Here is a 26,713-nt window from a genome sequence, read left to right as displayed (position 1 = left end):
AACCTACAGACAACCCATACGTGGAATCATTTAATGGCAAGTTCAGAGATGAATGTCTTTCCACAAACTGGTTTATGGATATGGAAGATGCTAAAAACAAAATCGAGGACTGGAGATGGGAATACAACCATTTCCGTCCCCATAGCTCCTTAGATGATTTATCTCCACAGGAATTTATTATATTGCATGAAAATACGCCCGAAACTCTACTTTAGACTGATCAGTTTATAGGGAGGAGGTCAATACGCCCGAAACTCTACTTTAGACTGATCAGTTTATAGGGAGGAGGTCAAATACGCCCGAAACTCTACTTTAGACTGATCAGTTTATAGGGAGGAGGTCAATCATATATCCTTTTGATTTGTAACCGCTCCCAATATTTGGGAACCCTCCCTAAGAGTTAAAATCCACGTTTTTGCTTCTTTTTAAATAAATTTTCCCTATAAACAACTCAATGCAATAATTATCTAATAAAATGATTTTCTACAAGAGGACATCAATTTTATTTGTGTTGGGAACATGACCAAGCTTTGGGAGTGTTCCCTTTTATATTTAATTAGCTCATGAGGTAATAGGCTGATTTTTAATCAGATATTTTTAGGTAACCAATTAAAAAACGATGAAAATGAAACAGTCTAAAAAAATGATTTTAGGATTTGGTGTTTTATTAGCCTTATCCTCATGCGAAAAAACACAAGTTATCTCTACCAAAGAAGAAATACTCAATGGTAAATCCAAATTTAAAACAACAACAAGCGCTGTTGGTCCACCCGCAGGACAGGGCTATCAGCTCATGTTTGAAGAAGAGTTTAATGGTACCAGTTATGATACCAATATTTGGTTCCCTCGGGTTGACTCTACTTACGCAAATGGTAAATCCAGAAACCGAGCAGAAAATGTCAAAATTATTAATGGGATGTTAGAAATTGCTTATCGCCAAATTAGTAATAATCCTGTTATCCATACTGGTGGAGGTTTAATCACGAAACAATTATTTGGCTATGGATATTATGAAGCCAGAGTAAAATTCTTTAAAGAAACCAAAGGTTTTCATCAGTCTTTCTGGTCTTTAGGTTCGGGTGTTACTTCTTATACGAGACCTTTGTTTGATGATGGGCTAATCCCTCGTTACAACACAGTGATAGAAATTGATGGTGTTGAGTTTGATTCGAAGCCAGGCTCTCAGATAGAAACCAATTATCTTACCTATATACCAACCAGACAAAATCCGGGAGCAGTTTTAGTGGGGGCACCATTGGGCGAGTGGTCTATTGTAGGGTACGAATGGCTACCAGGTAAAATTAATTATTATGTAGATGGCGTTTTAAAACGAACAGTAAATTTAACAGGTGATTATAATGTTTACAGTCCTCAAAATATCTGGCTTACAGGTTTAGCAACACCCACTCGTTTAAGTACAGAACCTGATTATTATGATTTTGGCGGACATGAGCCTCTCCTAAATAGCAATGCTAAAATGCAAGTTTCTTATGTGAAATATTGGTCTAAAAGAAATGTTGGAGTAAATCTGGTGGGTAATCCTTCATTTGAATATATACAACAAATTAGTTCTTCTGTAAACAGAGGCTATGAAGATCCCATAGGCTGGATAGAACCTTTCAATTCTGGATATAATAGGGATGCTAGTGAAGTAGAAACAACAATACATGCCAAGGTTGGGAATAATAGGTTAAGGCATTTCGATAACATAGATTATTTAACAACCACCAAACAAAATTTAAATGCCATACCCAATGGTTACTATAAACTTACGGCTTGGGTAAAAAGCTCGGTACATGTAACTCCATCTAGAATGAGGTGTTTAGGTTTCGGAAATGTAGAAAGATTCATCAACATACCAATTACCAATGATTGGGTTCAAATCACTATAGATGATATTTATGTTTCTAATAATCAAGCTACCATAGCTTTTACATCTACAGCAAAAGCTAACGAATGGATTTATGTTGACGATGTGCAATTCGTAGCTAAATAAATTAAAGTTATTATTGTGAAAAGGGGTTAATTTAAGTTAATCCCTTTTTTACATCGGCTTTACCCATAAATAACACCAGAAAGCTTAACTTTATTCTTGTAAAACCCAACAATTATATAAGAATTAAGCTTTTTGATATCATGAGAAAATCAATCATATTTCCTTCAACTTTTTGCCTCCTCATTGTTTTTACAATAACAGCTTGTTCCGTTTTAAATCGTAGCTCAACATCAAGCTACAACCCCGTAATCGCTCATCGCGGAGCATGGAAAGCTTTACAATTGCCACAAAACTCCATAGCATCTTTAAACCAAGCCATAGCCTTAAAATGTTATGGATCCGAGTTTGATGTGCACCTCACTAAAGACAACATTTTAGTGGTAAACCATGATCATGACTTCTTTGGTATCAACATAGAACAAGCCACTTATCAAGATTTACTCGCTAAAAAATTAAGTAACGGAGAGTCTATACCAACAGCAGAAGCTTACTTAAAAGCAGGCTTAAAGCAAAAGCATACCAAATTGATTTTAGAACTTAAACCCTCTAAATTAGGTAAAGAAAGAACTGAGGAAGCTGCAGAGCGTGTAATAAATTTAGTAAAGCAGCTAAAAGCAGAAAATATGGTTGAGTATATTTCATTTAGCTACGATGCGCTTAAAAAAATAAAAGCGCTTGAGCCTAAAGCAAAAGTAGCTTATCTAAATGGAGGTATTGCCCCGCATAAACTTAAAGCTGATGGGATTGATGGTTTAGACTATCACTTTTCTGAATACCAGAAAAATCCAACTTGGATTAACGAAGCCCACCAATTGGGCTTAAGCATCAACGCTTGGACAGTGAATAACCCCACCGATATGAAAAAGCTAATAGTACAAAAAGTAGCCTTTATCACTACAGACGAACCTGAGTTACTATTAAAGGTACTGGCAGAAAAATAATATCAATTGTAGGTAATCGGTTTCTAGTTGTTAGTTATAGATGGTGAGTGGAATTGCCATTTCATGAAGGATTTTACTTGATGAAATTATTTACAACACCCGTCGGGTTGTTTCCCGATACTGCTTAACGAAAATTATTACAAAAGATTTATTTGACTTCCCTTCCAAATCTTCATAGGCCATCCTCCGTTCTTCGGAAAGATAAGTTTTATGTTTAAGGCACTCTCCCTAATATCCACTTTTTAGGCTCTTTATACTTTCTACTCAATACTTTCTACTTCTAAAAAGGAACAACCATACATAAAAACAGTCTATACCGAAGCGCATGAGCAACAATCAGTTCATTAGTTAAATTTGATTAGGTTATAAGTCCTAAATATCCGTTATGAAGTAATAAGTGTAAATTATCCGATTTTCAGGTTCTTTTTACTTTTTACTTTCTACTTTTGACTTAAATAAAGCGCTCCTGTTTTTGAATTGCGGTATAGGCTCCTGCGGGATTGATCAGGACTTTATTCATTAGTTTTTATTGATTTTTAAAGGTATTCATGATTCGCATAGGCTCATTCTGATTACTTTTTTCCTCAAAAAAGTAATGGGCCCCGCCTGTTCGTGAGGTGGATAATTATAATCATTAAAGATATGGAATTGCAATTGCAATTCCACTTTAAGTCAATCTTTTAACTTTCTACTTTCTACAATCGAATTCTATGATTTTCGTTGCGAAAGTAATAAAGCAATCTCTTAATTCAAGTTAAAAAAGAGACTGCTTCATTCTTCGCATGCTTTGTCATAAAGTTATAGCTGCGTTTCCCTCACTGAGCAAACAGCGTGATACTTTTATAACTTCCACCAGCTAAGCCTACAAGATAAAAGCATCACTATCCAAAAAACTATGAAATTCTAAGAACTTTTGTAATCTGGTTTTTTTTAATACAATCGCCAAACTCCCAATCAATAATAGCCCCTTCCGGATAACCTATCAAGGCAATTCCCATGGGCGATAAAATAGAAACAGTATTGTTTTTCTTTCTAGCCTTATCTGGTCCTACAAATTTATATTCTTGAGTTTCGCCTGTATCAAGATCTTTAACAGTAACAAGCGTCTCAACAGTTACAACATCAGCGGGTAAATCTTTTCTCAAAACTTGAGTAGCTTTTTTAAGTTGAGCCTCTAAAGCAGCTTCATTTGCTTTACTTAACTTTCTTCTCCTGATATGGTCTTTTAATAAGTCATAAATCCCTGTGGTTAAAATAACCGGTGTTTCTTGTATTTGTGTATGATGATTGACGTTATTATTCATGATGTGTGATGTTATAGAGATCACAAGTATCTCATTGTTTATTCCTAATTTTTTTATTGAAATATTTCTTTTATAAAGCTCATACCTGGTAAGTTCCAAACATGTATGATGTGTAAATAAACATCAAGCTCTAGAGAGAAACTAAGTTAACCCGGTAATAGCGCAAAGAGTGCATAGGTTATCACCACAACACAAATTGCTTTTTTTAAAAAGAAATTGATTGAAAAATCCCCTGCTTAGATAAAGCAGGGCTTAGTGTATAAAGTCTTTACTGCTTTTAAGAAAAGCGTCACCAAGTCTAAATTGAAGTGACAGAAAACGACAGAACATCCCCTTACTCACCCGTAGTTTTGGATGTAATGCTGATAATGACTGCCTACTTTTTGGATACATAATTCAAAATTATACAAAATAAGTGATAAAGCCAATTTCTTATACAAAGGTGTAGTTATGCCATGTAATATTGGTAAACAGAAAAATAGTAAACATAAAGCCAGAAAAATGTAAATAATTTCAGGTTTTATCCCAAAATTATATAACACTTTCCTAAAACTATATAACACATTCGGTGGCCAAGCCAGTAAATTTGTTCTATCAAATGGAAAAAGGATGGCAACAACAATAAAAACCCAAAACTTCCCGGTAACGGGGATGACATGTGCCGGTTGTGCGGTAAGTGTGGAGAGTATACTTGCAGTACAAGAAGGCGTTCAGCAGGCTGAGGTAAATTATGCCAATCAGTCGGTTAAGCTAAGCTTTAACCCAGAGCAGGTAAAGCCACAAGATTTACAGAAAGCTTTACAAAGTGTGGGTTATGATATCATTATAGACGAAGAAAATGCGCAAGAAAAGCAGGAAGAAGTGCAGCAGCAGGCTTATCAAAAGTTGAAGTATAACTTTATTCTGGCAGCTATTTTAACCATCCCCGTAGTGGTAATAGGAATGTTTCTGATGGATATGCCTTATGCCAATGAGCTGATGCTGGTTTTAAGCACACCCGTTTTATTCTTTTACGGGCGAAGTTTTTTTATCAATGCTTATAAACAGGCTAAACATGGCAAAGCCAACATGGATTCATTGGTGGCTTTAAGCACAGGTATAGCTTATGTTTTTAGTGTGTTTAATACTTTTAATCCCCATTTCTGGCATCAAAGAGGTTTGCATCCACATGTCTATTTTGAGGCGGCCGCGGTGGTAATTGTTTTTATCATGCTTGGTAAGTTATTAGAAGATAGGGCGAAATCTAGTACTTCTACAGCTATCAAAAAGCTGATAGGCTTGCAGCCTAAAAAGGTTATACGTTTAGGCGCTAGTGGCGAGGAAGAAGTTCCGATTAGTCAGGTGCAGGTAGGAAATTTAATTTTAATAAGGTCGGGAGAGAAGATACCTGTGGATGGCAGGGTAGCAGAGGGTAATTCTTTTGTAGACGAGAGCATGATTAGTGGTGAGCCTATTGCAGTAGCCAAACAGGCCGGAGATACTGTTTTTGCAGGAACCATTAACCAAAAAGGTAGCTTTAAGTTTACAGCAGAAAAGGTAGGTGAAGATACCTTATTGGCACAAATTATTAAGCTGGTGCAAGATGCCCAAGGTTCTAGAGCACCTGTACAAAAGTTGGTAGATAAAATTGCTGGAATATTTGTACCGGTGGTGATGCTGATAGCCCTATTAACCTTTGCTATTTGGATGCTTTTTGGCGGAGAGCATGCTTTTACCCAAGGTTTAATGGCTATGGTAACGGTATTGGTCATTGCTTGTCCTTGTGCTTTAGGTTTAGCCACGCCAACCGCCATTATGGTGGGGATTGGTAAAGGTGCCGAGCAGGGTATTCTCATCAAAGATGCCGAAGCCTTAGAAGCCGGACATCAAGTAAATGCCATTATTTTAGACAAAACAGGCACCATTACAGCTGGGCATCCTCAAGTGCAGCAAGTGTTATGGGCAAAAGTAGCTCTAGATAAGGTAGAAGCTTATGAGGCGGTTTTATTAGCCATGGAGCAGCAGTCTGAACACCCATTGGCAGAAGCTATCATCAAATACTTAAAACAAAAAACTTTACCAACAGTTCAGTTAAACCAGTTTAACAGCTTAACAGGGTTGGGGGTAGAGGCGGTTTTTGAGGATGAAACTTATACAGCAGCTAGTCATAAAATACTAAAGCTTAAAAATTTAGCCATCGCTGATGATTTGCAGCAGCAATTATTGGCTTTAAAGGAGCAGGCCTATACACTGGTATATTTTGCAAACAGTAAAGAAGTTTTGGCAGTTGTGGCTATAGCCGATGAAGTAAAAGCGGGCTCTAAAGATGCTATACAGCAATTGCAGCAGCAAGGCATTGAGGTATATATGCTTACCGGAGATAATGAGCAAACCGCAAAAGCTGTAGCCCAGCAAACGGGTATTCAACATTACCAAGCTGATGTTTTGCCTGCGGATAAGGCAGCTTTTGTAGAGAAATTGCAGCAAGAAGGAAAAGTAGTAGCCATGATAGGCGATGGTATCAATGATAGCCACGCTTTAGCACAGGCTAATGTATCTATTGCTATGGGTAAAGGTTCTGATATTGCCATAGATGTAGCAAAAATTACTTTGGTATCCTCAGATTTAAGATTGGTGCCTAAGGCTTTACAACTGTCCTCACAAACAGTAAGAACCATTAGGCAAAATTTGTTTTGGGCCTTTATTTACAACCTTATCGGGATACCCCTTGCAGCAGGAATTTTATATCCCTTTAACGGATTTTTATTAAACCCGATGCTAGCAGGTGCAGCAATGGCTTTAAGCTCGGTATCGGTAGTGACAAACAGCTTACGCTTAAAATATTTAACATCATAAATACAAAAACATGGAAACTATAAAATTTAAAACCAATATTAAATGTGGTGGATGTATTGCCACTGTAACACCAGCTTTAAATGTATTAAATGGAGTATATAAATGGGAGGTAGATATCGCTAATGTGGATAAAATACTAACGGTAGAGGCAGAGGGCCTAAGCGCACAAGAAGTTGCAGATACAGTAAAAAAGGCTGGTTTTACAGCAGAACAAGTTTAAGTTTAGATTTAGCAGCATCTTGATGCAATTTTATTGTATGAATGTTCAGAGGATGTAAGTCTTTGTTTAGGATGTTAGTAATGCCATTAACTTAAGGATGTTAGCTTACGCATCCTGAACTTCCTGATGAGCAAGATTTGTAAATGCTAAATAAAGAGTCTAAAACTATGCAGTTCAGATATCCACTTTATTCCTAAACATCAACGTGTGTTTCATTATCATATTAAACAGCACTATTGATATAAGTAAAATAAAAACGTTGATAGGATAACTTACCTACCAACGTTTTACCACCATCTAAAAAAATTAGTTTACCAAAGAACCAAGTAACCACTCTTTCTTTAGTTTGTTTTTTAATAGCTTATTTTGGGTTTCAATCAGTTTTTCTTGTGCTTCTATCAGTTTACTTTCGCGGGCATTAATTAAAAACAAAGAGCTGTCTCCAAATCTAAATCTCATTTCTTCACCATCCAGTAGTTTTTGGTTGGCTACTAAAGCTTCTTTAAGAGTGCGTAATTGATTTTGTAAGGTACTGTATTCAGCTAAATTCTGATTCAGTTTTACATTTAAATCATTACGTACTAGATCTTGCTCTAGCTCTGTATTCCTGATTTTAATTTTAGCTTCTGCTAATTCTCCTCTTGCTGCAGAAAAGGTAAGGGGCATGGCTATCTGGAAGCTAACTTTATTATTCTGCTCCCAATATCTTCTGTTTACATTTCTTAGAAATTGCGTATCGCTATTAAGTAAGCCCACTTGTAAATCTATAGTAGGTCTTAAACTTTCTGCTTTTAAGCGTCTCTCTATTTGTAAATCGCGTAGCTTAAAATCATAACTTAAAAGTTTAGGGTTATTGGCAATGTTCAATTCGGCACTTTCTGGTAAAGTAATATTAGCTTCTTGTGGCAAAGCGTTTAACTTCTCTATCTCTACTGGGGTATTATCTTCTAACCATAAAAAAGAGGCTAAAAGGTATTTGGCTACCTGTAAATCCAAAGTAGCTTGTTGGTATTGTACTTCGCGTTGTTGTACTTGGGTTAAAGCCTCCACGGTATCAATAGCTGGTCTGTCCCCACCCCTAAAACCTTCTTTTACTGCTTCAAACCTGATGGTGCTTAATTCTAATGCTTTGCGATATACTTCAGCAATTTTATATTGATTTTGCCAGCCTAAATAAGCCTCACCAGCGTTCAGAATTAAATCGTTGATGATTAGTATCTGTTCGTTTTCACTAGCTTCGGTAAAAATACGAGCCTGTTTTAAAGCAGCTCTTCTTTTATCCATCAATAAACCTTTTCCTAAAGAAAAATTTAGCCCTACGGTACTTAAACCCTCGGTAGGTAATTTATTTTCTGGATTTAAATAAGCACCTTCTGCAGTGGCGTAATTACCTTTAAGTTCTACACCATACCAAAGAGGTATTTTAACCTCGGGTGTTACAAATTGGTAATATTCTGTACCATCAAAAGCCTTTCTATCATAATCTAAGGATAGTTTTGGGTCAAAACCGCCCCAGGCTTGTTGCATGCGGGCTTTGGCTAATCTGCCAACCAAATTAGCCTGCTGCGCTACCGGATGGTAATATTTGATAATTTCTTTAAAAGCTTCCCATTTAAGGGTGTCTAAAGGCTGTTGTTGCGCAAAAGCCGGCAGCAAAAACGCTATCAGAATAGTAGAAACTAATAACCTTTTCATTTTTTATCGCTTTTTTCTGTACCCTTACTTTCTGTTGAATTTGCAACATAGTACTCAGGCGGGAAGCCATTTAACTGACGCCATAGTTCGTAAATAACAGGTACATCTTTTAGCAGGGCTATACCTTTAGCTCCGGTACCGTAACTTAATTGTGGTGGCCATGGTTTATCATTTCTATCGGGTTTAACCCAAGCTCTAAATTTACCATTAATACTAATAGAAGGGTCTACAGCGGCTATTACACCACCAAAAGTTCCGTAAGAAGTATTTGGCCAGCCAGAGAATACAATAGCCGGAAAACCATCAAATTGTAAGCGTACTTTTTGTCCTTTATTGATCAGCGGTAAATCTAATGGGTCTACAAAAATCTCAACTGCAACATCAAAATTAATAGGTACAATTTCTAACAGTGGGTCGCCTTCTTTAACGGTTTCGCCAATACCAGCTTTAGTGGTTCTAATTACCTGACCAGATTGAGGGGCTGTAATCACGTAAAATCCTCTTCTGATTTCATAGTTAGAAAGTTGGTTTTTAAGTTTAGCCACTTCACTTTGTGTGGTAGCCATCTCTGATAGGGTAGATAACCTATCTCCATTGGTTTTTAATACTTTCTCCTGATATTCTTGTTCAACAGCATTTTGTTCAAGACGGATGATCAGTAACTCGTTCCTACTATTGTAGAATTTATTTTCTGCGCCCATTTTTTTAGAAAGCGCATCCTGATAAGCCTGCTGTCTTTGTTCGTATTCGGTTAAAGATTTTAAACCAGCATCATACAATTGTTTTTGCCTTTTTAGTTGTTCTTCGGCAATTCTTAGCTGGTTCTCAGCTGCAACATAGCTGATACTGTCTGACTGTACTATTAAAGTATACTGCTTTAATTTATTGGCAACTTGACTAAGTTTTAAAACTCTTGCTCTTTCTATGGCTATTGCTTGGTCGCCAGTTAGTTTAGCTTTATCTTTATAGAAATCTATAGATGCAGATTTAGCTTTAATCTGTTCATCTACTCGTATCAATTGCGATGGGTCTAAGTATTCTTCCTTAACCTCGGTAATATATAATAGAGTGTCTCCTTTTTTTACAATGTCTCCATCTTTAACGTACCAATTTTCAATTCTTCCGGCAATAATACTATTGATTTGTTGCGGCCTTTGTTTTGGATTAAGGGTAGACACTATACCGGTGGGTTGTATGTTTTGTGTCCACGGTAAACATAATACTATAACTACACCTATTAACGTAAAAGTAAACCATTTTTTTCTTCTTGATTTACCATCACGCTCACGCATAATCTTTCCGAAAGATTGATATTTTATAAAATGGTCTGAAGGAATCTTGCTATCTAAAAACATAATTAAAACATTAATTTTCTACTAACTGGCCATTTTCTAAATAAATTGTTCTGCTACACTGGCTGGTAAAAGCTTCATCATTGCTTATCGCAATTAGTGTGAAATCATGTTTAGGGTTGGTTAAATGATTGATGACTTGTTGCCTGATTTGTGGCTCAATGCCATTCCAATTATCTTCTACCAAAATAAGTGATGGTTTAGTTATCAGACATCTTGCTAATAATATTTTCTGGATAATATTGAAAGGAAGTTTCTTGCCTTGTGGGTCTACATGGGTTTCATAACCTTGTTGTTGTTTACTGATATAATCATCTAACCCAACTATTTTACACACCAAATCAACATCTTGAAAACTGATTTCAGTATTACCTAATGTAATATTGTCTAATATAGAACCACTAAATACATCTTCATCTCCTAGTAATGAGGATACATGCCTGTTTAGCCTTTTAGTATCAATCATTTTTAAGGGTGTATTATTGTATAAAATATTTCCTTTAAAATCTTGATAAATACCTGATAAAATTCGTAAAAGCGTAGATTTTCCTGAACCTTCTGAACCTAGGATGCACACTTTTTCTCCGGCCTTAATTTGTAGATTGAGATTTTTTAATGTTAAAGGTTCGCCTGGATAAGAAAAATCTAAAGAAGCTATTTTAATGCTTAAGCCAGCTGTAGGGATAAATGCTAAACTTTGCTCGGGGCTTCCTTCATCATCTTGTGGTTTTTCCAGAACTTTATTAAGTTTTTCTAATGCTGTAAGTACATCGTATACAACTTCGAGACTTAAAATCATCTTCTCAATAGAACTTAATATGGTGATGATTACAATCTCTGCAGCAATAAACTGTCCTAAGTTTATTTGTTGCTGTATAAATAAATAAGAACCTAAAATAAGCATTGCAGCAGTTGTAACAACTTTAAAGCCTATCAAAATTCTGTATTGAAAAAGTAAAACAGAAAAATGTTGATCTCTGGAAGTTAAATAACCATTCACCAATTTATCTGTTCTTTTAAGATGTAATTCGTGGTGCCTGTTTAATTTAAAAGGTTTAACAGCTCTTGAAATTTCTTCTAACCAATGTGCTACATCATATTTATAGTCTGATTCTTTCATGCTGGTTACAAAGCCTTTATCAGACGAAAAATAGAATATAAGTATTACTAAGGTGAAGATGGTTACTGCAAAAATGATAAATACAGGATGATAAAAGCATAGTAAAATAAGTCCGAAAAGTATTTGAATACTAGCGGCCGGGAAATCTAGTAGGAGCTTAGAAAATCCTTTCTGCAAATTTCCAGTATCAAAAAAACGATTGATTAATTCTGGTAAGTAATAAGAGTCTACACTTAAAAGATTGAGTTTTGGAATACGATACGCATAGGCAAAAGTTAAACGGGTAAAAATTTTCTGTTGTAAACGCTCCGTGATACGCATTTGAGCAATTTGCAAAATACCTGTTAGTAATACCCCAGTGATCACCACGCCAATTAAAACAATGAGTGAGGTACTCACAGTTCCACCAAAAAGCAAGTTTACAATAGCTTGTATGCCTAAAGGTAAGGAAAGCAAGATAAAACCATTGATAATGGCATAAAAATATACACTGCTAATTTCTCTTTTTTCTAAATTAACCAGTTGATTAAATCTTTTTATTGCACTTCTTATAGAATAGTTTTCAGCATTCGCCATATATGATATTTCGCTTCTTTAATTTATTAACATAGGTAGCTTTTTGCTACACCACTGTCATAACGTTTATTTTGGATTGAAGTTTAGCTTTGTATTAATTTTGTTTGCAACCTAGTATTTTTTTATTTAGCTATCCTAATTTCTTGTAAATTTTAATCTTATTCTAATCTTTTGCTTTTTTTATTTACCAAACTGGGTGATTTTCTGTTTTTAATAACTAGTTTTTAAAATTTATGGCAGGCAACTTACGCTGCACTGCCATAACAACATTTATTTTGGGGATGAAGTTTAATCAAACATTGCTTTTTATTTGTAATCGGGTGTTTTTATCTAGCCAAGCTAATTTTTTGTTTATATTTTAATGTTTTTATCAATTTAATCTTATTTATAATCATTAAACCTCATAGGTTTTTGCCTTATACAAAAAGCTCTCGCTTTTGTATTTTATTAAGGCAGGCAGCTTACGCTGCACTGCCATAACAACATTTATTTGGGGATAAAATTTAAACTAATACTACTTTTTATATGCAGTTTAGTATTTTTTTCTTTAGCCAGGTTAATCTCTTCTCTTATTTTCTTTAAAGCATTTTCTAATTCTGCTATTCTTTTAAGCTCATCAGCTGGAATAGATTTTTGACCTTCATGCTTAATTAAAGCTTGCCTATTGTGGTATTCTAGTTTGGCATTGTAAAGTGTAGAAAGTAAATGAGCCGCATCTTCTGCACTAAAAGTCCAATCTATAAAAGAATATTGTTTCTCTTCCATGTTCATTTTTATTTGATTAACCTTACAAACATAAAACCTGTTTTCTATATATTATTATTTATATTTGATATGAAATACATAATAATTTTTTATGAATTATACCCTGCATCAATTACAAGTTTTTTTAAAGATTGTTGAAACAAAAAGTATTACCAAGGCCGCTCAAGAGCTTTTTTTAACACAGCCTGCTGTGTCTATTCAGTTTAAAAATTTTCAAGACCAATTTGATATTGCCCTTACCGAAGTGGTTGGTAAACAAGTGTATATCACTGATTTTGGTTTCGAGATAGCCCGAATGGCACAAAAAATATTAGATGAAATAAATGCTATTAATTATAAAACGCAGGCATACAAAGGCATTTTATCTGGCAGGTTAAAAATTGCTGTCGTGTCTACAGGGAAATATATTATGCCCTATTTTTTAACAGATTTTTTGAAAAAACACCATGGTATAGACTTGACGATGGACGTAACCAACAAGTCTAAAGTGCTTGAAAGTTTAGAAAACAACGAGGTAGATTTTGCTTTGGTATCTGTATTACCACAAAGATTGGCTGTAAATGAAGAAGTACTTTTAGAAGATAATTTATACCTATTGGGTAATAAAGAGCATCAATATCATGACGGGCCTTATAACAAAAGTATTTTTAATGAGATACAATTGATATACCGGGAAGCAGGTTCTGGTACCAGATTTATTATGGAAAGCTTCTTTGAAAAGAGTAAAGTTAATATCAGAAAAAAGCTAGAACTTACTTCAAACGAAGCCGTTAAACAAGCGGTTATTGCTGGTTTGGGTTTTTCTGTAATGCCTTTAATAGGTGTACATAATGAGGTAATGCTCAAAGATTTGAATATCATACCGGTTGCGGGTTTACCTATAAAAACCAAATGGCGAATGATTTGGCTAAAATCTAAAAACCTATCGCCTGTAGCAGAAACTTTTTTAGATTATACCAGAGAGCATAAAAAAGAAATACAAGACAAAAGCTTTAGTTGGGTTAAAGAATTGACTTTAGAATAAGCCACTTGATAAAAATTATTATTTTCGCCTTTTAATCAAATATACATGAGGTCTAAATATTTTCTAAGTTCAATTCTAATCGTATTTACTTGTGTTTTATATAAGCCAGTAGCCGCACAAACAGAGGTAGATGAACGCTCTATGCAATTTAAAGGTCTTAAATTTTCATCTAAAGATTCTCTATTCTTCATTAACTTTAGATTTAGAATGCAAAACAGGATGGGTTTTACTACCGAATCTGCCGATAATTTAGGTATCAGTGAGTGGGATGCTCGTGTAAGGAGATTAAGGCTAAGAGGAGATGGTTATATACTAGGAGAAAAATTAGCTTACAGTGTACAGCTATCATTTTCGCGTGGAGATCAAGATGCTGATAATACAGGCGTGGCCAATATTGTTCGTGATGCTGTTATTTTCTATCACTTTACGGATAATTTTTATGTGGCCTTTGGGCAAAACAAACTACCAGGAAACAGACAACGTGTAAACTCATCTGGGCAATTACAATTTGCAGAACGTTCTATTGTTAACGGTGCCTTAACGATTGATAGAGATTTTGGTTTAAAAGCCTATTATACCAATAAATTAGGAAATGCAGTTTATCAGTTAAAAGGAGCTATTTCTACTGGCGAGGGTCGGTCTGTAAATACTACAGATAAAGGTTTAGCCTATACCGGTAGGGTAGAGTTTTTACCTTTTGGGAGTTTTACAAATGATGGTGATTACTCTGAGGGAGATTTAGAAAGGGAGCAAAAGCCAAAATTAAGTATTGCGGGTGGATACTCTTATAATAAGGCTACCACCAATACCGGAGGACAATTAGGTAAAGATTTATTTGCACCTGTAGATATGAAAACTTTAATGCTTGATGCTATTTTTAAATATAATGGTTGGGCTTATGCTGTAGAGTTTATTAAAAGAGATGTAAATAATCCTTTAACTTATAATACCGATGGCGCTTTAAGCTATGCTTATGAAGGTTATGGCTTAAACAATCAGCTCTCTTATATCTTTAAAAATAATGTAGAAACAGCATTTAGATATTCTTATTTAACACCATCAAATAGATTAGAAAATTTTGAAGAGACCCGTGAGGTATATGAATTAGGCTTAACCAAGTATTTAAGAGCACACAAAGTAAAAGCACAGCTTAATTTAAGCTATAATGTTGGCAACCAAAATCATAGTCTAAACTATGATAAAAATTATTGGGGTGCCATGTTTCAGATAGAATTAGGGATATAAAAAATATCGTTTTATCTTATTAAACTACAGTTAAACCCGCCTATAAAGCGGGTTTTATATTTATATAGCCCTACCATATCATTTAAATCATGTTAAAATATCCTTAAAATCTCTAAAGTGATTTTAGACACAAAAATTATATTTTAAATCACTTTTTTTAATCCTTTAGGTCATTCTTTAGCTGTAGGGGCCACCATACCTTTGAATTATAAATCAATAATTCAATTTTATGAAACCTTACATTCACAACATCACCAAAACAGCTTACATGGCATGTGTAATGTTGTTCACGTTTATTTATCTACCTGCTGTATCAGCCCAAACTGCTTATAAGGTAAGTACAGGTTCGCAAATTAAGGTTATCGGAACATCTAATATACATGACTGGGATATGACAGCTGTAAATTTTATTTGTGATGCAAATTTTACTGTTAAGGGTACAGATATACAAGATGTCTCTGCTTTAAGTTTTGTGCTTCCTGTAAAGAACTTAAAAGGTAAAGAAGATTTGTTAAACAGTAGAGCACATAAAGCACTTAAAGAAGAACAATTTGATAAAATAGCTTTCAAATTGATAGATGCAACTGTAATTCCACAACAAAGAATCATTAAAGCAACAGGTAACTTAACCATTTCTGGCGTAACCAAAAAGGTACTTATCCAAACTACCTATACCGTAGGTGCAGATGAAAGTATCACTTGTAAAGGTTCTAAAGCTATTAAAATGAGCGAGTTTAATATTAAAGCGCCAACCTTTATGATGGGGGCACTAAAAGTTGCAGACGATGTAACTATCGATATCCTCTTAAAACTTAAAAAATAAACATAAATAATCAATTGTTCTATAATCACTCAATAATAACAATCATGAAAACTAGATTACTTTCAAACCTAAAATTTGGTGCAGCAGCTTTACTAGCTGTAGCAGCAAGCAATACTTTTGCTCAAGAAACAGAAGTTGCAAATCTTCGTCCTTATGATAAATCAGGTATTAACGTATTTGAAGCTCCAAAAGAAAACGATGCGGTTTTTAATAAACTAAAAGTAAGATTTGGTGCAGGCTTTACCCAATCTTTCCAAGGCTTAAAGCATGAGAATACTGCTGGCGGATTATATAAAATTACTCCAGGATTTAATACCGCTAATGCGAACCTTTATATGGATGTTCAATTAGCAGATGGTATCAGGTTAAACCTAACCAGTTATTTATCTGCAAGGCACCATAATGAAACTTGGGTAAAAGGTGGTTACATCCAATTTGATAAGCTACCGTTTAAAGGTCAGTTTTGGTCTGATTTGATGAAAAACACAACCATCAAAGTTGGTCACATGGAAATCAATTACGGAGATCAACACTTCCGCAGATCAGACGGTGGGCACACCTTGTACAACCCATTTGCAGAAAACTATATTGTTGATGCTTTTACAACAGAAATTGGTGGTGAGATTTTATACAGAAAAGGAGATTTCTTTGGACAAGTAGCAGTTACCAATGGTATGATTAAAGGTAATATTGATAGTTTAATTGCTACTCCGCAAGATAAAAATATCCACAAATCTCCAGCAATTTATTTAAAAGCGGGTTTTGATAAACAATTAAATGATGATTTAAGATTACGTTTAGCAGCTTCTTATTATACAAACAAAAGCTCTGGTGGCCAAACCCTTTATGCCGGAGACCGTACAGGTTCAAACTACTTTATGGTCATGGAAAAATTAGGAAGCACAGCAACAGCACAATTTACATCAGGTCGTTTAAACCCAGGTTTCAGTAAAAAGGTAGATGCTTTACAATTAAATGGTTTTGTTAAAGCTAAAGGTTTAGAATTATTCGGAACCTATGAAGCAGCACAAGGTCGTACTAAAACAGAAGTTGATGAAAGAAAATTATCTCAATACGCTTTAGATGTTATTTACAGGTTTGGAAACAAAGAAAATTTATTTGTAGGAACCAGATATAATGTAGTAACAGCAAAATTGGCAAACGTAGCAGCAGCAGGTACAGCTCCGGCAATTGTTTATAATGATGATATTGAAGTTAACAGGATAGCATTTGGTGCAGGTTGGTTCTTAACAGATAATATTTTATTAAAAGGAGAGTATGTTAAACAACAATACAAAAAATTCCCTACAACAGATTATCGTAATGGTGGCGAGTTTAGCGGATACATCATACAGGCAGTAGTTGGTTTCTAAGTCTGGATTATAAAAGGTGAGTAAAGGGCTTCGGGTATTAGTTTGAAAAAATTATTTATCCGAATGCCCTTTTTAGATACAATACGATGAAACTTTTGAAGCTTTTTATATTTACAGTTTGGTTACTGATTACTGCTTTTGAAGAAAAAGAACTTGCCAGTAAGTGGGTAATTTATAAAACCTGTTCTTTAAAAGTAAATGGTAGCACCAATGTAAATAAATTCAATTGCGTTATCAACAACTATTATAAACCTGATACCTTATCTTTTGTACAAAATAGCCAGCAAGACCCTGTGAAAATGATGGGAGCCATGAAACTAGATATCAATAGTTTTGATTGCCATAACGCCATGATGACCGCTGATTTAAGAAAGACACTAAAAGCTAAACAATTTCCAAATCTTGTTATCAAATTTATAAACCTTAGTAAATACCCACAGCTAAAAGGACAACATATAACAGGCTGGGTACAGATAGATTTGGCTGGTGTAAGTAAAAAATTTCAGGTAGCTTACCAACTTATTCCGTCAGGAACAAATACTTTACAATTAAAAGGCTTAAAACAAATCAAGTTCTCTGATTTTAATATAGAACCACCAAGAAAAATAGGTGGGATGATCACAACTGAAGATGAATTAGATATAGAGTTTAATCTTCATATAAAAACAATAAATGCCCTATAAATAGAAATTTATTAATATAAAAGTCATGAAAAAAGTTTTACTATCTGGTTTAGGCGCTGGTTTAATCCTGTTCTTAATAAGTTATTTTGGACTTATGTTAGGAATAAGATATTTTCCGGAGTTATTTGTAGAATACAATAATCCTTTATTCAATTCTGATGGTAGTAGAGATTTACTATTTTTTATGCACCCCTTTATCATGAGCTTTGCATTATCATGGTTTTGGGCCCGTTTTAAAAAGCTATTTCAAGGCACCATCTTTTTAAGAGGTTTAGAGTTTGGTTTTGTATATGCCATAGTAGCTTTACTACCCGTAATGTGGATAACCTTTAGCTCTTTGGATATTACTTTTTTAATGATATCAAGTTGGTTCTTATACGGTTTTCTGCAATCTGTTATAGCAGGATTACTATTTGCTAAAATAAATCCTTAAGCAATTAGGTGTAGGATTTCATCTAAAGGTTGGTCTATTTCTATTTTAATACCATTTACTCCGGCAGCATCCGCAGCTTCAACATCTGTTACCTTATCACCAATAAAATAGCATAAAGAAGGTTCTAGATGGTGCTCTTGTATCCCCTTTAATAACATACCTGGCTTAGGTTTACGGCAATCGCATTCGCCTGTAAAATTAGGATGATGTGGGCAATAGTATACTGCTGTAATTTTTATACCGTGTTTAAGATATTCCTTTTTCAAATGCTCATGCATTTCATTAAGTGTATCAACAGTATACCACCCTTTGGCCAATCCACCTTGGTTGGTAGCTATCATCAATAAATAACCCCTGTCTTGCAATTCTTTTAAAGGCTTAAAATTATGTTCATGTAAATGAAAATCTTCAAGTTTACAAACATAGTCTCCAAGTTCGCGGTTTAGAACACCATCACGATCAAGAAATATAGCCTTATTTTTTTGCATCATTTATTACGATTATTTTTTGCGAAGGTATAAATTTATCAATAGCTTAAAAAGTACATTTTAAGAGCTAATTTTTGGAGTTTAAAAACAGACTAAAAATCAGAGTTTTTTTAGCTTTTCATAAGAAATGTGCGTTTTAAGATGATATAAGCTATGTTTGAGGATTTAAGAAGATGATAAAATTAAAGCTTTAAATTGAAGTATTTGTAATTTTTATACTGTAGTATTGTTAATAAATTAAATAAATGGCTTTCATAGCGGTTTTTTATTATGAAAATTATAAAAATATTAGCAATGTTCTATTTGGCTGAAAAAATTCGTATTTTCGGTTCCAAACCGAAACTATAATTTATATTAATGAATCAATCTGATCAATCTCAGCAGGGCTTATACGATCCGAAATTTGAACATGACGCATGTGGGACAGGATTTATTACCAATATCAACGGTAAAAAATCGCACCAAATTATTCAGAATGCTTTAACTATTCTGGAAAATATGGAACATAGGGGAGCTTGTGGCTGTGATCCTGATTCTGGAGATGGTGCTGGAATTTTAATGCAGATTCCACATGAGTTTTTTCTGGAGGAGTGTAATGAATTAGAAATTGACTTGAAAGAGCCAGGTCAATATGGTGTGGGTATGATGTTCTTACCGAAGGACTCATTAGCGAAGAAGGCAATCCGTAAGATTATTATGGATTGTGCGGCGCATCTTCATATTCCTATTTTAGGATTTAGAAAAGTGCCGGTAAATTCTTCTGTTATAGGAGAAACAGCAAGAGCTGTAGAACCTCAGGTAAAACAGCTTTTTGTAGCCAAGCCAGAGCATGTACAAGACAATGATGAATTTGAACGTAAATTGTACGTTTTAAGAAGATTAATTACCAGAACGGTTAATGAAGAGGTAAAAACAAATGCAGATCAGTTTTACTTTACTTCCTTCTCTTCAAGAGTTATTGTTTACAAAGGACAATTAACTACTTATCAGGTTCGTCAATACTACGCAGATTTACAAGACGAGCGTTTCATATCAGCTTTTGGTATGGTGCACTCTCGTTTCTCAACCAATACTTTCCCTTCATGGAAATTGGCTCAACCGTTTAGATTTATATCTCATAACGGAGAGATCAATACCTTAACTGGTAACTTAAATTGGTTTTATTCTGGCGTAAGATCTTTAGTATCACCTTATTTTACACAGGAAGAGATGGAAATTCTTTTACCTGTTATTGATAATAACCAATCAGACTCGGCTTGTTTAGACAATATCGTTGAGGTATTAACACACTCAGGCAGATCATTACCACACGTGATGATGATGTTGGTGCCAGAAGCATGGGATGGTAATGAAGCTATGGATCCATTAAAAAAAGCGTTTTATGAGTATCACGCTACGCTGATGGAGCCTTGGGATGGTCCGGCTGCATTAACTTTTACTGATGGTAAAAAATTAATTGGTTCTATCTTAGATAGAAACGGCTTACGTCCGTTACGTTATGTTATTACTTCTGATGGTACTGCAATTGTTGCTTCTGAGGCGGGTGTATTAACTATCGACGAAAGCACTGTACTTAGAAAAGGTAGGTTACAACCTGGTAAAATGTTCTTGATTGATATTGAGGACGGCAAAATTATTACCGACGAGGAGATAAAAGCACAAATAGCTGGCAGACAGCCTTATGGCAGATGGTTAGAGAACTACAAAATCAGGATGGAAGAGCTTCCTGAGCCTCGTGTCTCTTTCACCAACCTTACTAAAGAATCTGTTTACCGTTACCAAAAAGTATTTGGCTATAGCCGTGAGGATGTGGAAACCATTATCAAGCCTATGGCTTTAGATGGTAAAGAGCCTGTAGGTTCTATGGGTACTGATGTTCCTTTAGCTATCCTTTCAGACAGACCACAACATTTATCAAGCTATTTCAAACAATTCTTTGCGCAGGTTACCAACCCACCAATAGATCCTATTCGTGAGCGTTTGGTTATGAGCTTGGCAACTTTCATTGGAAACAATGGAAACATCTTGGATGAAGATAAAATGCACTGCCACTGTGTTACTTTAAAGCATCCAATTTTAAGTGATAAAGAATTAGAGAAACTTAGAAGTATTGATACTGGTTTATTTAATGCTAAAACCTTACAAACTTACTTCAAAGCAGATCATGCTCCTGGTGCTTTAGAAAGAGGCTTAGAGCGTTTATGCCGCTATGCAGAAGATGCCGTTAACGATGGTTTTGAGGTTCTAATCTTATCGGACAGAGCTATAGATTCTGAACATGCAGCTATTCCTTCTTTACTAGCTGTTTCTGCAGTTCATCACCACTTAATTAAAAAAGGTTTACGTGGTGCTGTAGGTTTAGTGGTAGAGGCTGGCGATGTTTGGGAAGTTCATCATTTTGCTTGTTTATTAGCATTTGGTGCAACGGCAATTAACCCTTATTTAGCTTTAGCATCTATCCATACTTTAAGAGAAGATGGTAAATTAGAAACTACCTTAGATGATAAAAAATTAGTTTACAACTATATTAAAGCGGTTTGTGATGGTTTATTGAAGATATTCTCTAAAATGGGTATCTCTACCTTACAATCTTATCATGGTTCTCAAATTTTTGAGATTTTAGGTATCAATAGAGAAGTTGTAGAGAAATATTTCACTGGTGGTATTACCAGAATTGAAGGTTTAGGTTTAGATGAAATTGCTAGAGAAGCATTAAGCAAACATATTAGTGGCTTCAAGGGCGAAGATGCTGACCATCATTTGTTACCAGAAGGTGGTATTTACCAATGGAAGAGAAGAGGAGAAGCTCACTTATTTAATCCAGAAACAGTTCACTTATTACAACACGCCACGCGTACAAACGATTACGAAGTTTACAAAAAATACGCAAAAGCAATTAACAACCAAGCAGAGCGTATGTATACGCTACGTGGTTTAATGGATTTTTCTCATCACAGAGAGCCAATTTCTATTGATGAAGTAGAACCGGCAGAAAATATCATGACCAGATTTGCAACCGGTGCGATGTCTTTTGGTTCTATCTCTCACGAAGCACATAGTACTTTAGCTATTGCGATGAACAGAATTGGTGCAAAAAGTAATACCGGTGAAGGTGGTGAAGATGAGATGAGATATACACCACTTCCAAACGGAGATTCTATGCGTTCTGCTATCAAGCAAATTGCGTCAGGAAGATTTGGGGTAACCATCAACTACTTAACCAATGCTGATGAGTTACAAATTAAAATGGCTCAAGGTGCTAAACCAGGTGAAGGTGGTCAGTTACCGGGTCATAAAGTTGATGACTGGATTGCAAAAACACGTCACTCTACACCAGGAGTAGGTTTAATCTCGCCTCCGCCGCACCATGATATTTACTCTATCGAAGATTTAGCGCAGCTAATATTCGACTTGAAAAATGCAAATAGAGCAGCTAGAGTTAATGTGAAATTAGTTTCTAAAGCAGGTGTAGGTACTATTTCTGCAGGTGTTGCCAAAGCTCATGCTGATGTTATTTTAATTGCAGGTTATGACGGCGGTACCGGAGCTTCTCCTATAAGTTCTGTAAAACATGCTGGTTTACCATGGGAACTTGGTTTAGCAGAAGCACACCAAACTTTAGTTAAAAATAAACTAAGAAGTAGGGTAGTTTTACAAGCTGACGGACAGTTAAAAACTGGTAGAGACTTGGTTATTGCAGCTTTATTAGGTGCAGAGGAGTGGGGTGTTGCAACAGCAGCTTTAGTAGCTGGCGGTTGTATCATGATGAGAAAATGCCACTTGAATACTTGCCCTGTAGGTGTTGCAACACAAGACCCAGAGTTAAGAAAATTATTTAGCGGTAAGCCAGAGCATGTTGTAAATCTTTTCAGATTTATGGCAGAAGAGATGAGAGAGATTATGGCTGAGCTTGGTTTTAGAACCATTAATGAAATGGTTGGACGTGTACAGTTCCTAAAATCAAGAGATAACATTAATCACTGGAAAGCTAAGAAAGTAGATCTTTCTGCTATCTTACATCCAGTATCATTCCCTAAAGGAATGACTTTATATAACAGCGAGTCTCAAGACCATGGTATGGCAAATATTTTAGACTGGCAGTTAATCAAAGAGGCTGAACAAGCTATCGAAGATAAAACACCAGTATTTGGTACTTTTAACGTTAAAAATACCGACCGTACTATTGGTACCATGTTATCTAACGAGATTGCTAAAGTTTACGGTTCTGCTGGTTTACCAGATAATACCATCAATTACAAGTTTAAAGGTTCTGCCGGACAAAGTTTTGGTGCTTTTGCAGCAAAAGGTATCTCTTTTGAGTTAGAAGGCGAAGCTAATGACTATGTAGGAAAAGGTTTATCAGGTGCTCAATTAGCTATTTACCCAGCTAAAGAAAGCAAGTTTAAGCCAGAAGAGAACATGATTGTAGGTAACGTAGTGTTATACGGTGCTACTTCTGGAGAGCTATTTATCAGAGGTATGGCTGGAGAGCGTTTCGCGGTACGTAACTCTGGTGCAACAGCAGTTGTAGAAGGTGTTGGAGACCACGGTTGCGAGTACATGACTGGTGGTAAAACATTAATTATTGGAAAAACAGGAAGAAACTTTGCTGCTGGTATGAGCGGCGGTATCGCTTGGATTTATGATATTGATGGCGACTTTGTAGATAATTGTAATCGTGAAATGGTTGATTTAGATCCTTTATCTCCATCAGATGAAGAAGAAATCATCAATCTATTACGTAAACATCATCAATTAACACAAAGTACAGTTGCTAAATTTTTAATTGAAAATTGGGGCAAAGAGTCAGCTAAGTTTATCAAAGTATTCCCTCAGGAGTACAAAAAAGTATTATCGCAAAAGCAAAAATTGGAGTCGATTAGCTAAGAGTCATGGGAAAAGTTACAGGATTTAAAGAATATCAAAGAGAACTTCCAGAGAAAGTTCCTGCCCAGGATAGGGTTAAAAATTATAAAGAATTTGTTGGTATGTATAGTGATGAAAAACTAAACCAACAATCTGCAAGATGTATGAATTGTGGTATCCCATTTTGCCACTCGGGTTGTCCGCTAGGGAATGTTATTCCAGAGTTTAACGATGCCGTTTACAAAGCAAATTGGGAAGAAGCATATCAAATATTAAGTTCAACCAATAACTTCCCTGAGTTTACAGGAAGAATTTGTCCTGCACCATGCGAATCTGCATGTGTACTAGGTATTAACAAACCTGCTGTAGCTATCGAGGAAATAGAAAAACATATCATAGAAATAGCTTATGCTAAAGGATATGTTAAACCTCATGCGCCGTTAATTCGTACTGGTAAAAAAGTAGCTGTTGTAGGTTCTGGTCCGGCTGGTTTAGCCGCTGCTGCACAGTTAAACAAAGCTGGTCATGAAGTAACTGTTTTTGAAAGAGACAGTCAGCCAGGTGGTTTATTAAGATACGGTATACCTGATTTTAAATTAGAAAAAACTGTAGTTGAGCGTAGGGTAGAAGTGATGAAAGAAAGTGGTATTATTTTTAAATGTAATACTGAAGTAGGTAAAGATATCAACGCAAAAGAGTTAACCAAAGAGTTTGATGCTGTTTTATTAGCTGGAGGGTCTACCATACCAAGAGATTTACCTATTAAAGGTAGAGAGCTTAAAGGTGTTTACTACGCTATGCAGTTTTTAAAACAACAAAACAAACGTGTAAGTAATGAGCCTGTAACTGAAGAAGAAATTTTAGCTACAGGTAAAGATGTAGTGGTTATTGGTGGTGGTGATACGGGTTCTGACTGTGTTGGAACATCTAATCGTCAAGGTGCTAAATCTATCTTACAATTTGAATTGATGTTTAAGCCATCAAAAGAGCGTACAGATAATATGCCTTGGCCTACATACCCGATGTTGCTTAAAACAACAACTTCACACGAAGAAGGTTGTGAGCGTTATTGGGGTGTCAATACTAAAGAGTTTATTGGTGATGAAAATGGCGAATTGAAAGAGCTTCGTATTGTAGATGTGGAGTGGGAAGTTGACGCTATGGGCAGACCGATGAAATTTAAAGAAGTTGAAGGTACAGAAAGAGTTATTCCTTGCCAAAGAGTATTCTTAGCAATGGGATTTGTGAACCCTCAATACGATGGTATGTTAGAGCAGTTAGGTGTTGAACTAGACGGACGTAAAAACGTACAGGCAACAGAAGGTGTTTACAGAACCAATGTAGACCGGGTATTTACTGCAGGTGATATGAGAAGAGGACAGTCATTAGTGGTTTGGGCAATATCAGAAGGTAGAGAAGCAGCTAGAAAGATTGACCAAAACTTAATGGGACACTCTAATTTAGAGAGTAAAGAAGCAGTAAATATGTTTGAAGAGGTGATGTAATTTACTTTACTTTACATTCTTATTAACTCGTTATAATCTTTTTGCATAAATAAATTATGAGCCTTGAAAGCCTAGCTTTCAAGGCTTTTTTATGCTTGTTTAATGATTAACTATTAAGTATTTAGCGAGTTTAAATAACCTAAATTAAAATGTAATACTACTTTAGATTCTCCTTACCCTAATTTGGGTTATTAAAGTGTTAACCTATGTTAATATGCGTCAATTTGAGAGATATTTTTATTGTCCTGAAATCATGTTATTTTAATACTTTTGATGCTTAGATTAAGCATGATGAGTAATTCTAACGATTTACGTTTAAATAAAGCCATTAGCGATACCGGTTTTTGCTCTAGAAGAGAAGCTGATAAGTTGATTGAAGAGGGAAGGGTAAGCATAAACGGCAAAGCTGGTGTTTTAGGTGATCGGGTAAGTCATGAAGATGATGTAAGGGTAGATGGCAGGAGGATAAAGTTTAAAAGCCCTGAGCAAGATATTTATATCGCTTTTAATAAGCCAAGAGGTATAACTTGTACTACCGAAAGAAATGTAGAAGGTAATATCATTGATTATATCAACCATCCTAAAAGAATTTTTCCTATAGGGAGGTTAGATAAACCTTCGGAAGGATTGATTTTTTTAACTAGTGATGGAAATATCGTGAACAAGATTTTGAGGGCTGGTAATAACCATGAAAAAGAGTATGTGGTTACTGTAAATAAACCTATTACTACAGACTTTTTAAGAAAAATGGCTGCTGGTGTGCCCATATTAGGGACAATTACTCACAAATGTGTGATTAAAAAAGAAAGTGATTTTATTTTTAAAATTGTTTTGACACAAGGTTTAAATAGGCAAATCAGAAGGATGTGCGAGTATTTGGATTATGAAGTTACCCGTTTAAAGCGTATCAGAATCATGAATGTTTCTTTACAAAATATACCGTTAGGTAAATGGCGTAATTTAACAAAAGAAGAACTTGCAGAAATTATGCAAATGGTGGCAAAATCAAGTAAAACAGAAGAAGCTTCTGTGATAGCCAAACCTAAACAAAGTTATAAGCAATTTAAGAGTAAGAAAAATTATCAGCAAAAACGCAGTAAACCAAAGTCTTAAAATAATCTAAAAAAGCCCTAGCATTTAGTGCAGGGCTCCTGACTTGTCCCATTTAGTGCGGCAGATTTAATTGTCGAACCAATTCTTCAATGCTAGGTGTTATTTGTGTTCTTATCCTAATCTCTTTCTTGGAGATTTGACTAAACATTCTGGCATCAGTAATTTTTTTCATTTCTGTTATAAACTTTTTTATAGAAGTATTGGTTGATAATTCAATGTTCTTTGAGACTACCAATGCCATAAAACAAATGAGCAAATGTAATTTTATAGGCTCTTCTTTGAAGTGAAAGATGGGTCTGGTTTTTAAGTCGTTCTTCGATATCCTGAAGGCTTGCTCTATCTTGTAAAGATCATGG

20 protein-coding genes and 1 pseudogene are annotated in these 26,713 nt (G+C 35.2%); 14 read left to right on the top strand and 7 right to left on the bottom strand.

Annotated elements, in window-relative coordinates:
* The 3 genes from H510_RS0111575 to H510_RS0111565 form a co-directional block, all read left to right on the top strand.
* Nucleotides 1-215: integrase core domain-containing protein (locus tag H510_RS0111575; protein ID WP_026904479.1), on the top strand; the 215-nt coding region annotated here is incomplete at its 5' end.
* 410 nt (nt 216-625) lie between these two features.
* Nucleotides 626-1,996: a glycoside hydrolase family 16 protein gene (locus H510_RS0111570; protein WP_162143077.1), complete on the top strand. Its 1,371-nt coding sequence runs from the start codon at nt 626-628 to the stop codon at nt 1,994-1,996.
* A 140-nt stretch (nt 1,997-2,136) separates the two neighbouring features.
* A complete protein-coding gene (locus H510_RS0111565; RefSeq protein ID WP_081659267.1) occupies nt 2,137-2,937 on the top strand; it encodes a glycerophosphodiester phosphodiesterase in 801 nt (266 codons plus the stop codon).
* Between the two features lie 893 nt (nt 2,938-3,830).
* On the opposite strand, the gene H510_RS0111560 is transcribed toward H510_RS0111565, so the two are convergent.
* Nucleotides 3,831-4,241: a GreA/GreB family elongation factor gene (locus tag H510_RS0111560; RefSeq protein WP_051291175.1), complete on the bottom strand. Its 411-nt coding sequence runs from the start codon at nt 4,239-4,241 to the stop codon at nt 3,831-3,833.
* Between the two features lie 609 nt (nt 4,242-4,850).
* On the opposite strand from H510_RS0111560, the gene H510_RS0111555 reads away from it, so the two are divergent.
* Both H510_RS0111555 and H510_RS0111550 read left to right on the top strand, forming a co-directional pair.
* Complete coding sequence (locus H510_RS0111555; protein WP_026904475.1) at nt 4,851-7,076, top strand: heavy metal translocating P-type ATPase; 2,226 nt, start codon at nt 4,851-4,853, stop codon at nt 7,074-7,076.
* 10 nt (nt 7,077-7,086) lie between these two features.
* Complete coding sequence (locus H510_RS0111550) at nt 7,087-7,296, top strand: heavy-metal-associated domain-containing protein (RefSeq protein ID WP_026904474.1); 210 nt, start codon at nt 7,087-7,089, stop codon at nt 7,294-7,296.
* Nucleotides 7,297-7,602: 306 nt separating this feature from the next.
* Here the strand turns inward: H510_RS0111550 and H510_RS0111545 are convergent, their stop codons facing one another.
* From H510_RS0111545 to H510_RS0111530, 4 genes are all read right to left on the bottom strand, one after another.
* The gene (locus H510_RS0111545; RefSeq protein WP_026904473.1) at nt 7,603-8,991 is read right to left on the bottom strand and encodes a TolC family protein; all 1,389 of its coding nucleotides are present in this window, start codon (nt 8,989-8,991) and stop codon (nt 7,603-7,605) included.
* Nucleotides 8,988-10,346, bottom strand: coding sequence for an HlyD family secretion protein (locus H510_RS0111540; RefSeq protein WP_051291173.1), 1,359 nt, complete (start codon nt 10,344-10,346; stop codon nt 8,988-8,990). Before H510_RS0111540 ends, H510_RS0111545 begins: the two co-directional genes overlap by 4 nt.
* A 10-nt stretch (nt 10,347-10,356) precedes the next feature.
* Nucleotides 10,357-12,039 (bottom strand): peptidase domain-containing ABC transporter, encoded by a 1,683-nt coding sequence (locus H510_RS0111535; RefSeq protein WP_026904471.1) that lies wholly within the window; start codon nt 12,037-12,039, stop codon nt 10,357-10,359.
* 486 nt (nt 12,040-12,525) lie between these two features.
* Complete coding sequence (locus H510_RS0111530; RefSeq protein WP_026904470.1) at nt 12,526-12,804, bottom strand: hypothetical protein; 279 nt, start codon at nt 12,802-12,804, stop codon at nt 12,526-12,528.
* 91 nt (nt 12,805-12,895) lie between these two features.
* Here H510_RS0111530 and H510_RS0111525 point away from each other — a divergent pair, with 91 nt between their 5' ends.
* From H510_RS0111525 to H510_RS0111500, 6 genes are all read left to right on the top strand, one after another.
* Entirely contained in the window at nt 12,896-13,828 is a 933-nt protein-coding gene (locus H510_RS0111525) for a LysR family transcriptional regulator (protein ID WP_026904469.1), read from the top strand.
* Nucleotides 13,829-13,873: 45 nt separating this feature from the next.
* Nucleotides 13,874-15,073, top strand: a complete 1,200-nt coding sequence (locus tag H510_RS0111520; protein ID WP_026904468.1) for a porin — start codon at nt 13,874-13,876, stop codon at nt 15,071-15,073.
* Between the two features lie 229 nt (nt 15,074-15,302).
* Nucleotides 15,303-15,896 (top strand): YceI family protein, encoded by a 594-nt coding sequence (locus H510_RS0111515; RefSeq protein WP_245584829.1) that lies wholly within the window; start codon nt 15,303-15,305, stop codon nt 15,894-15,896.
* A gap of 44 nt (nt 15,897-15,940) precedes the next feature.
* The gene (locus tag H510_RS0111510) at nt 15,941-17,269 is read left to right on the top strand and encodes a hypothetical protein (RefSeq protein ID WP_026904466.1); all 1,329 of its coding nucleotides are present in this window, start codon (nt 15,941-15,943) and stop codon (nt 17,267-17,269) included.
* An 86-nt stretch (nt 17,270-17,355) separates the two neighbouring features.
* The gene (locus H510_RS18760; protein WP_051291171.1) at nt 17,356-17,952 is read left to right on the top strand and encodes a YceI family protein; all 597 of its coding nucleotides are present in this window, start codon (nt 17,356-17,358) and stop codon (nt 17,950-17,952) included.
* A gap of 25 nt (nt 17,953-17,977) precedes the next feature.
* Nucleotides 17,978-18,385 carry a hypothetical protein gene (locus tag H510_RS0111500; RefSeq protein ID WP_026904465.1) on the top strand — a complete coding sequence of 136 codons (408 nt, stop codon included), beginning with the start codon at nt 17,978-17,980 and terminating at the stop codon, nt 18,383-18,385.
* Here H510_RS0111500 and H510_RS0111495 read toward each other — a convergent pair.
* Complete coding sequence (locus tag H510_RS0111495) at nt 18,382-18,876, bottom strand: D-glycero-alpha-D-manno-heptose-1,7-bisphosphate 7-phosphatase (protein WP_026904464.1); 495 nt, start codon at nt 18,874-18,876, stop codon at nt 18,382-18,384. The genes H510_RS0111500 and H510_RS0111495 overlap by 4 nt on opposite strands.
* A gap of 354 nt (nt 18,877-19,230) precedes the next feature.
* Between H510_RS0111495 and gltB the strand changes: the two genes are divergently transcribed.
* From gltB to rluF, 3 genes are all read left to right on the top strand, one after another.
* Nucleotides 19,231-23,760, top strand: a complete 4,530-nt coding sequence (gene gltB / locus H510_RS0111490) for a glutamate synthase large subunit (RefSeq protein ID WP_026904463.1) — start codon at nt 19,231-19,233, stop codon at nt 23,758-23,760.
* A 5-nt stretch (nt 23,761-23,765) separates the two neighbouring features.
* Complete coding sequence (locus H510_RS0111485) at nt 23,766-25,244, top strand: glutamate synthase subunit beta (RefSeq protein ID WP_026904462.1); 1,479 nt, start codon at nt 23,766-23,768, stop codon at nt 25,242-25,244.
* Nucleotides 25,245-25,517: 273 nt separating this feature from the next.
* Nucleotides 25,518-26,357: a 23S rRNA pseudouridine(2604) synthase RluF gene (gene rluF, locus H510_RS0111480; protein WP_245584828.1), complete on the top strand. Its 840-nt coding sequence runs from the start codon at nt 25,518-25,520 to the stop codon at nt 26,355-26,357.
* Between the two features lie 52 nt (nt 26,358-26,409).
* Here rluF and H510_RS20400 read toward each other — a convergent pair.
* Nucleotides 26,410-26,713 (bottom strand): annotated as a pseudogene (locus H510_RS20400) (IS1634 family transposase); the annotation flags it as partial.

The organism is Pedobacter glucosidilyticus DSM 23534, from assembly GCF_000425145.1.
GTDB lineage: Bacteria > Bacteroidota > Bacteroidia > Sphingobacteriales > Sphingobacteriaceae > Pseudopedobacter > Pseudopedobacter glucosidilyticus.
This window is presented reverse-complemented; position numbering and strand designations above follow the sequence as displayed.

What these genes read in the sequence shown, in the direction of transcription:
- H510_RS0111570 (WP_162143077.1), top strand. Translation starts at nt 626, where the DNA reads ATGAAACAGTCTAAAAAAATGATTTTAGGATTTGGTGTTTTATTAGCC.
- H510_RS0111565 (WP_081659267.1), top strand. Translation starts at nt 2,137, where the DNA reads ATGAGAAAATCAATCATATTTCCTTCAACTTTTTGCCTCCTCATTGTT.
- H510_RS0111560 (WP_051291175.1), bottom strand. Translation starts at nt 4,241, where the DNA reads ATGAATAATAACGTCAATCATCATACACAAATACAAGAAACACCGGTT.
- H510_RS0111555 (WP_026904475.1), top strand. Translation starts at nt 4,851, where the DNA reads ATGGCAACAACAATAAAAACCCAAAACTTCCCGGTAACGGGGATGACA.
- H510_RS0111550 (WP_026904474.1), top strand. Translation starts at nt 7,087, where the DNA reads ATGGAAACTATAAAATTTAAAACCAATATTAAATGTGGTGGATGTATT.
- H510_RS0111545 (WP_026904473.1), bottom strand. Translation starts at nt 8,991, where the DNA reads ATGAAAAGGTTATTAGTTTCTACTATTCTGATAGCGTTTTTGCTGCCG.
- H510_RS0111540 (WP_051291173.1), bottom strand. Translation starts at nt 10,346, where the DNA reads ATGTTTTTAGATAGCAAGATTCCTTCAGACCATTTTATAAAATATCAA.
- H510_RS0111535 (WP_026904471.1), bottom strand. Translation starts at nt 12,039, where the DNA reads ATGGCGAATGCTGAAAACTATTCTATAAGAAGTGCAATAAAAAGATTT.
- H510_RS0111530 (WP_026904470.1), bottom strand. Translation starts at nt 12,804, where the DNA reads ATGGAAGAGAAACAATATTCTTTTATAGATTGGACTTTTAGTGCAGAA.
- H510_RS0111525 (WP_026904469.1), top strand. Translation starts at nt 12,896, where the DNA reads ATGAATTATACCCTGCATCAATTACAAGTTTTTTTAAAGATTGTTGAA.
- H510_RS0111520 (WP_026904468.1), top strand. Translation starts at nt 13,874, where the DNA reads ATGAGGTCTAAATATTTTCTAAGTTCAATTCTAATCGTATTTACTTGT.
- H510_RS0111515 (WP_245584829.1), top strand. Translation starts at nt 15,303, where the DNA reads ATGAAACCTTACATTCACAACATCACCAAAACAGCTTACATGGCATGT.
- H510_RS0111510 (WP_026904466.1), top strand. Translation starts at nt 15,941, where the DNA reads ATGAAAACTAGATTACTTTCAAACCTAAAATTTGGTGCAGCAGCTTTA.
- H510_RS18760 (WP_051291171.1), top strand. Translation starts at nt 17,356, where the DNA reads ATGAAACTTTTGAAGCTTTTTATATTTACAGTTTGGTTACTGATTACT.
- H510_RS0111500 (WP_026904465.1), top strand. Translation starts at nt 17,978, where the DNA reads ATGAAAAAAGTTTTACTATCTGGTTTAGGCGCTGGTTTAATCCTGTTC.
- H510_RS0111495 (WP_026904464.1), bottom strand. Translation starts at nt 18,876, where the DNA reads ATGATGCAAAAAAATAAGGCTATATTTCTTGATCGTGATGGTGTTCTA.
- gltB (WP_026904463.1), top strand. Translation starts at nt 19,231, where the DNA reads ATGAATCAATCTGATCAATCTCAGCAGGGCTTATACGATCCGAAATTT.
- H510_RS0111485 (WP_026904462.1), top strand. Translation starts at nt 23,766, where the DNA reads ATGGGAAAAGTTACAGGATTTAAAGAATATCAAAGAGAACTTCCAGAG.
- rluF (WP_245584828.1), top strand. Translation starts at nt 25,518, where the DNA reads ATGCTTAGATTAAGCATGATGAGTAATTCTAACGATTTACGTTTAAAT.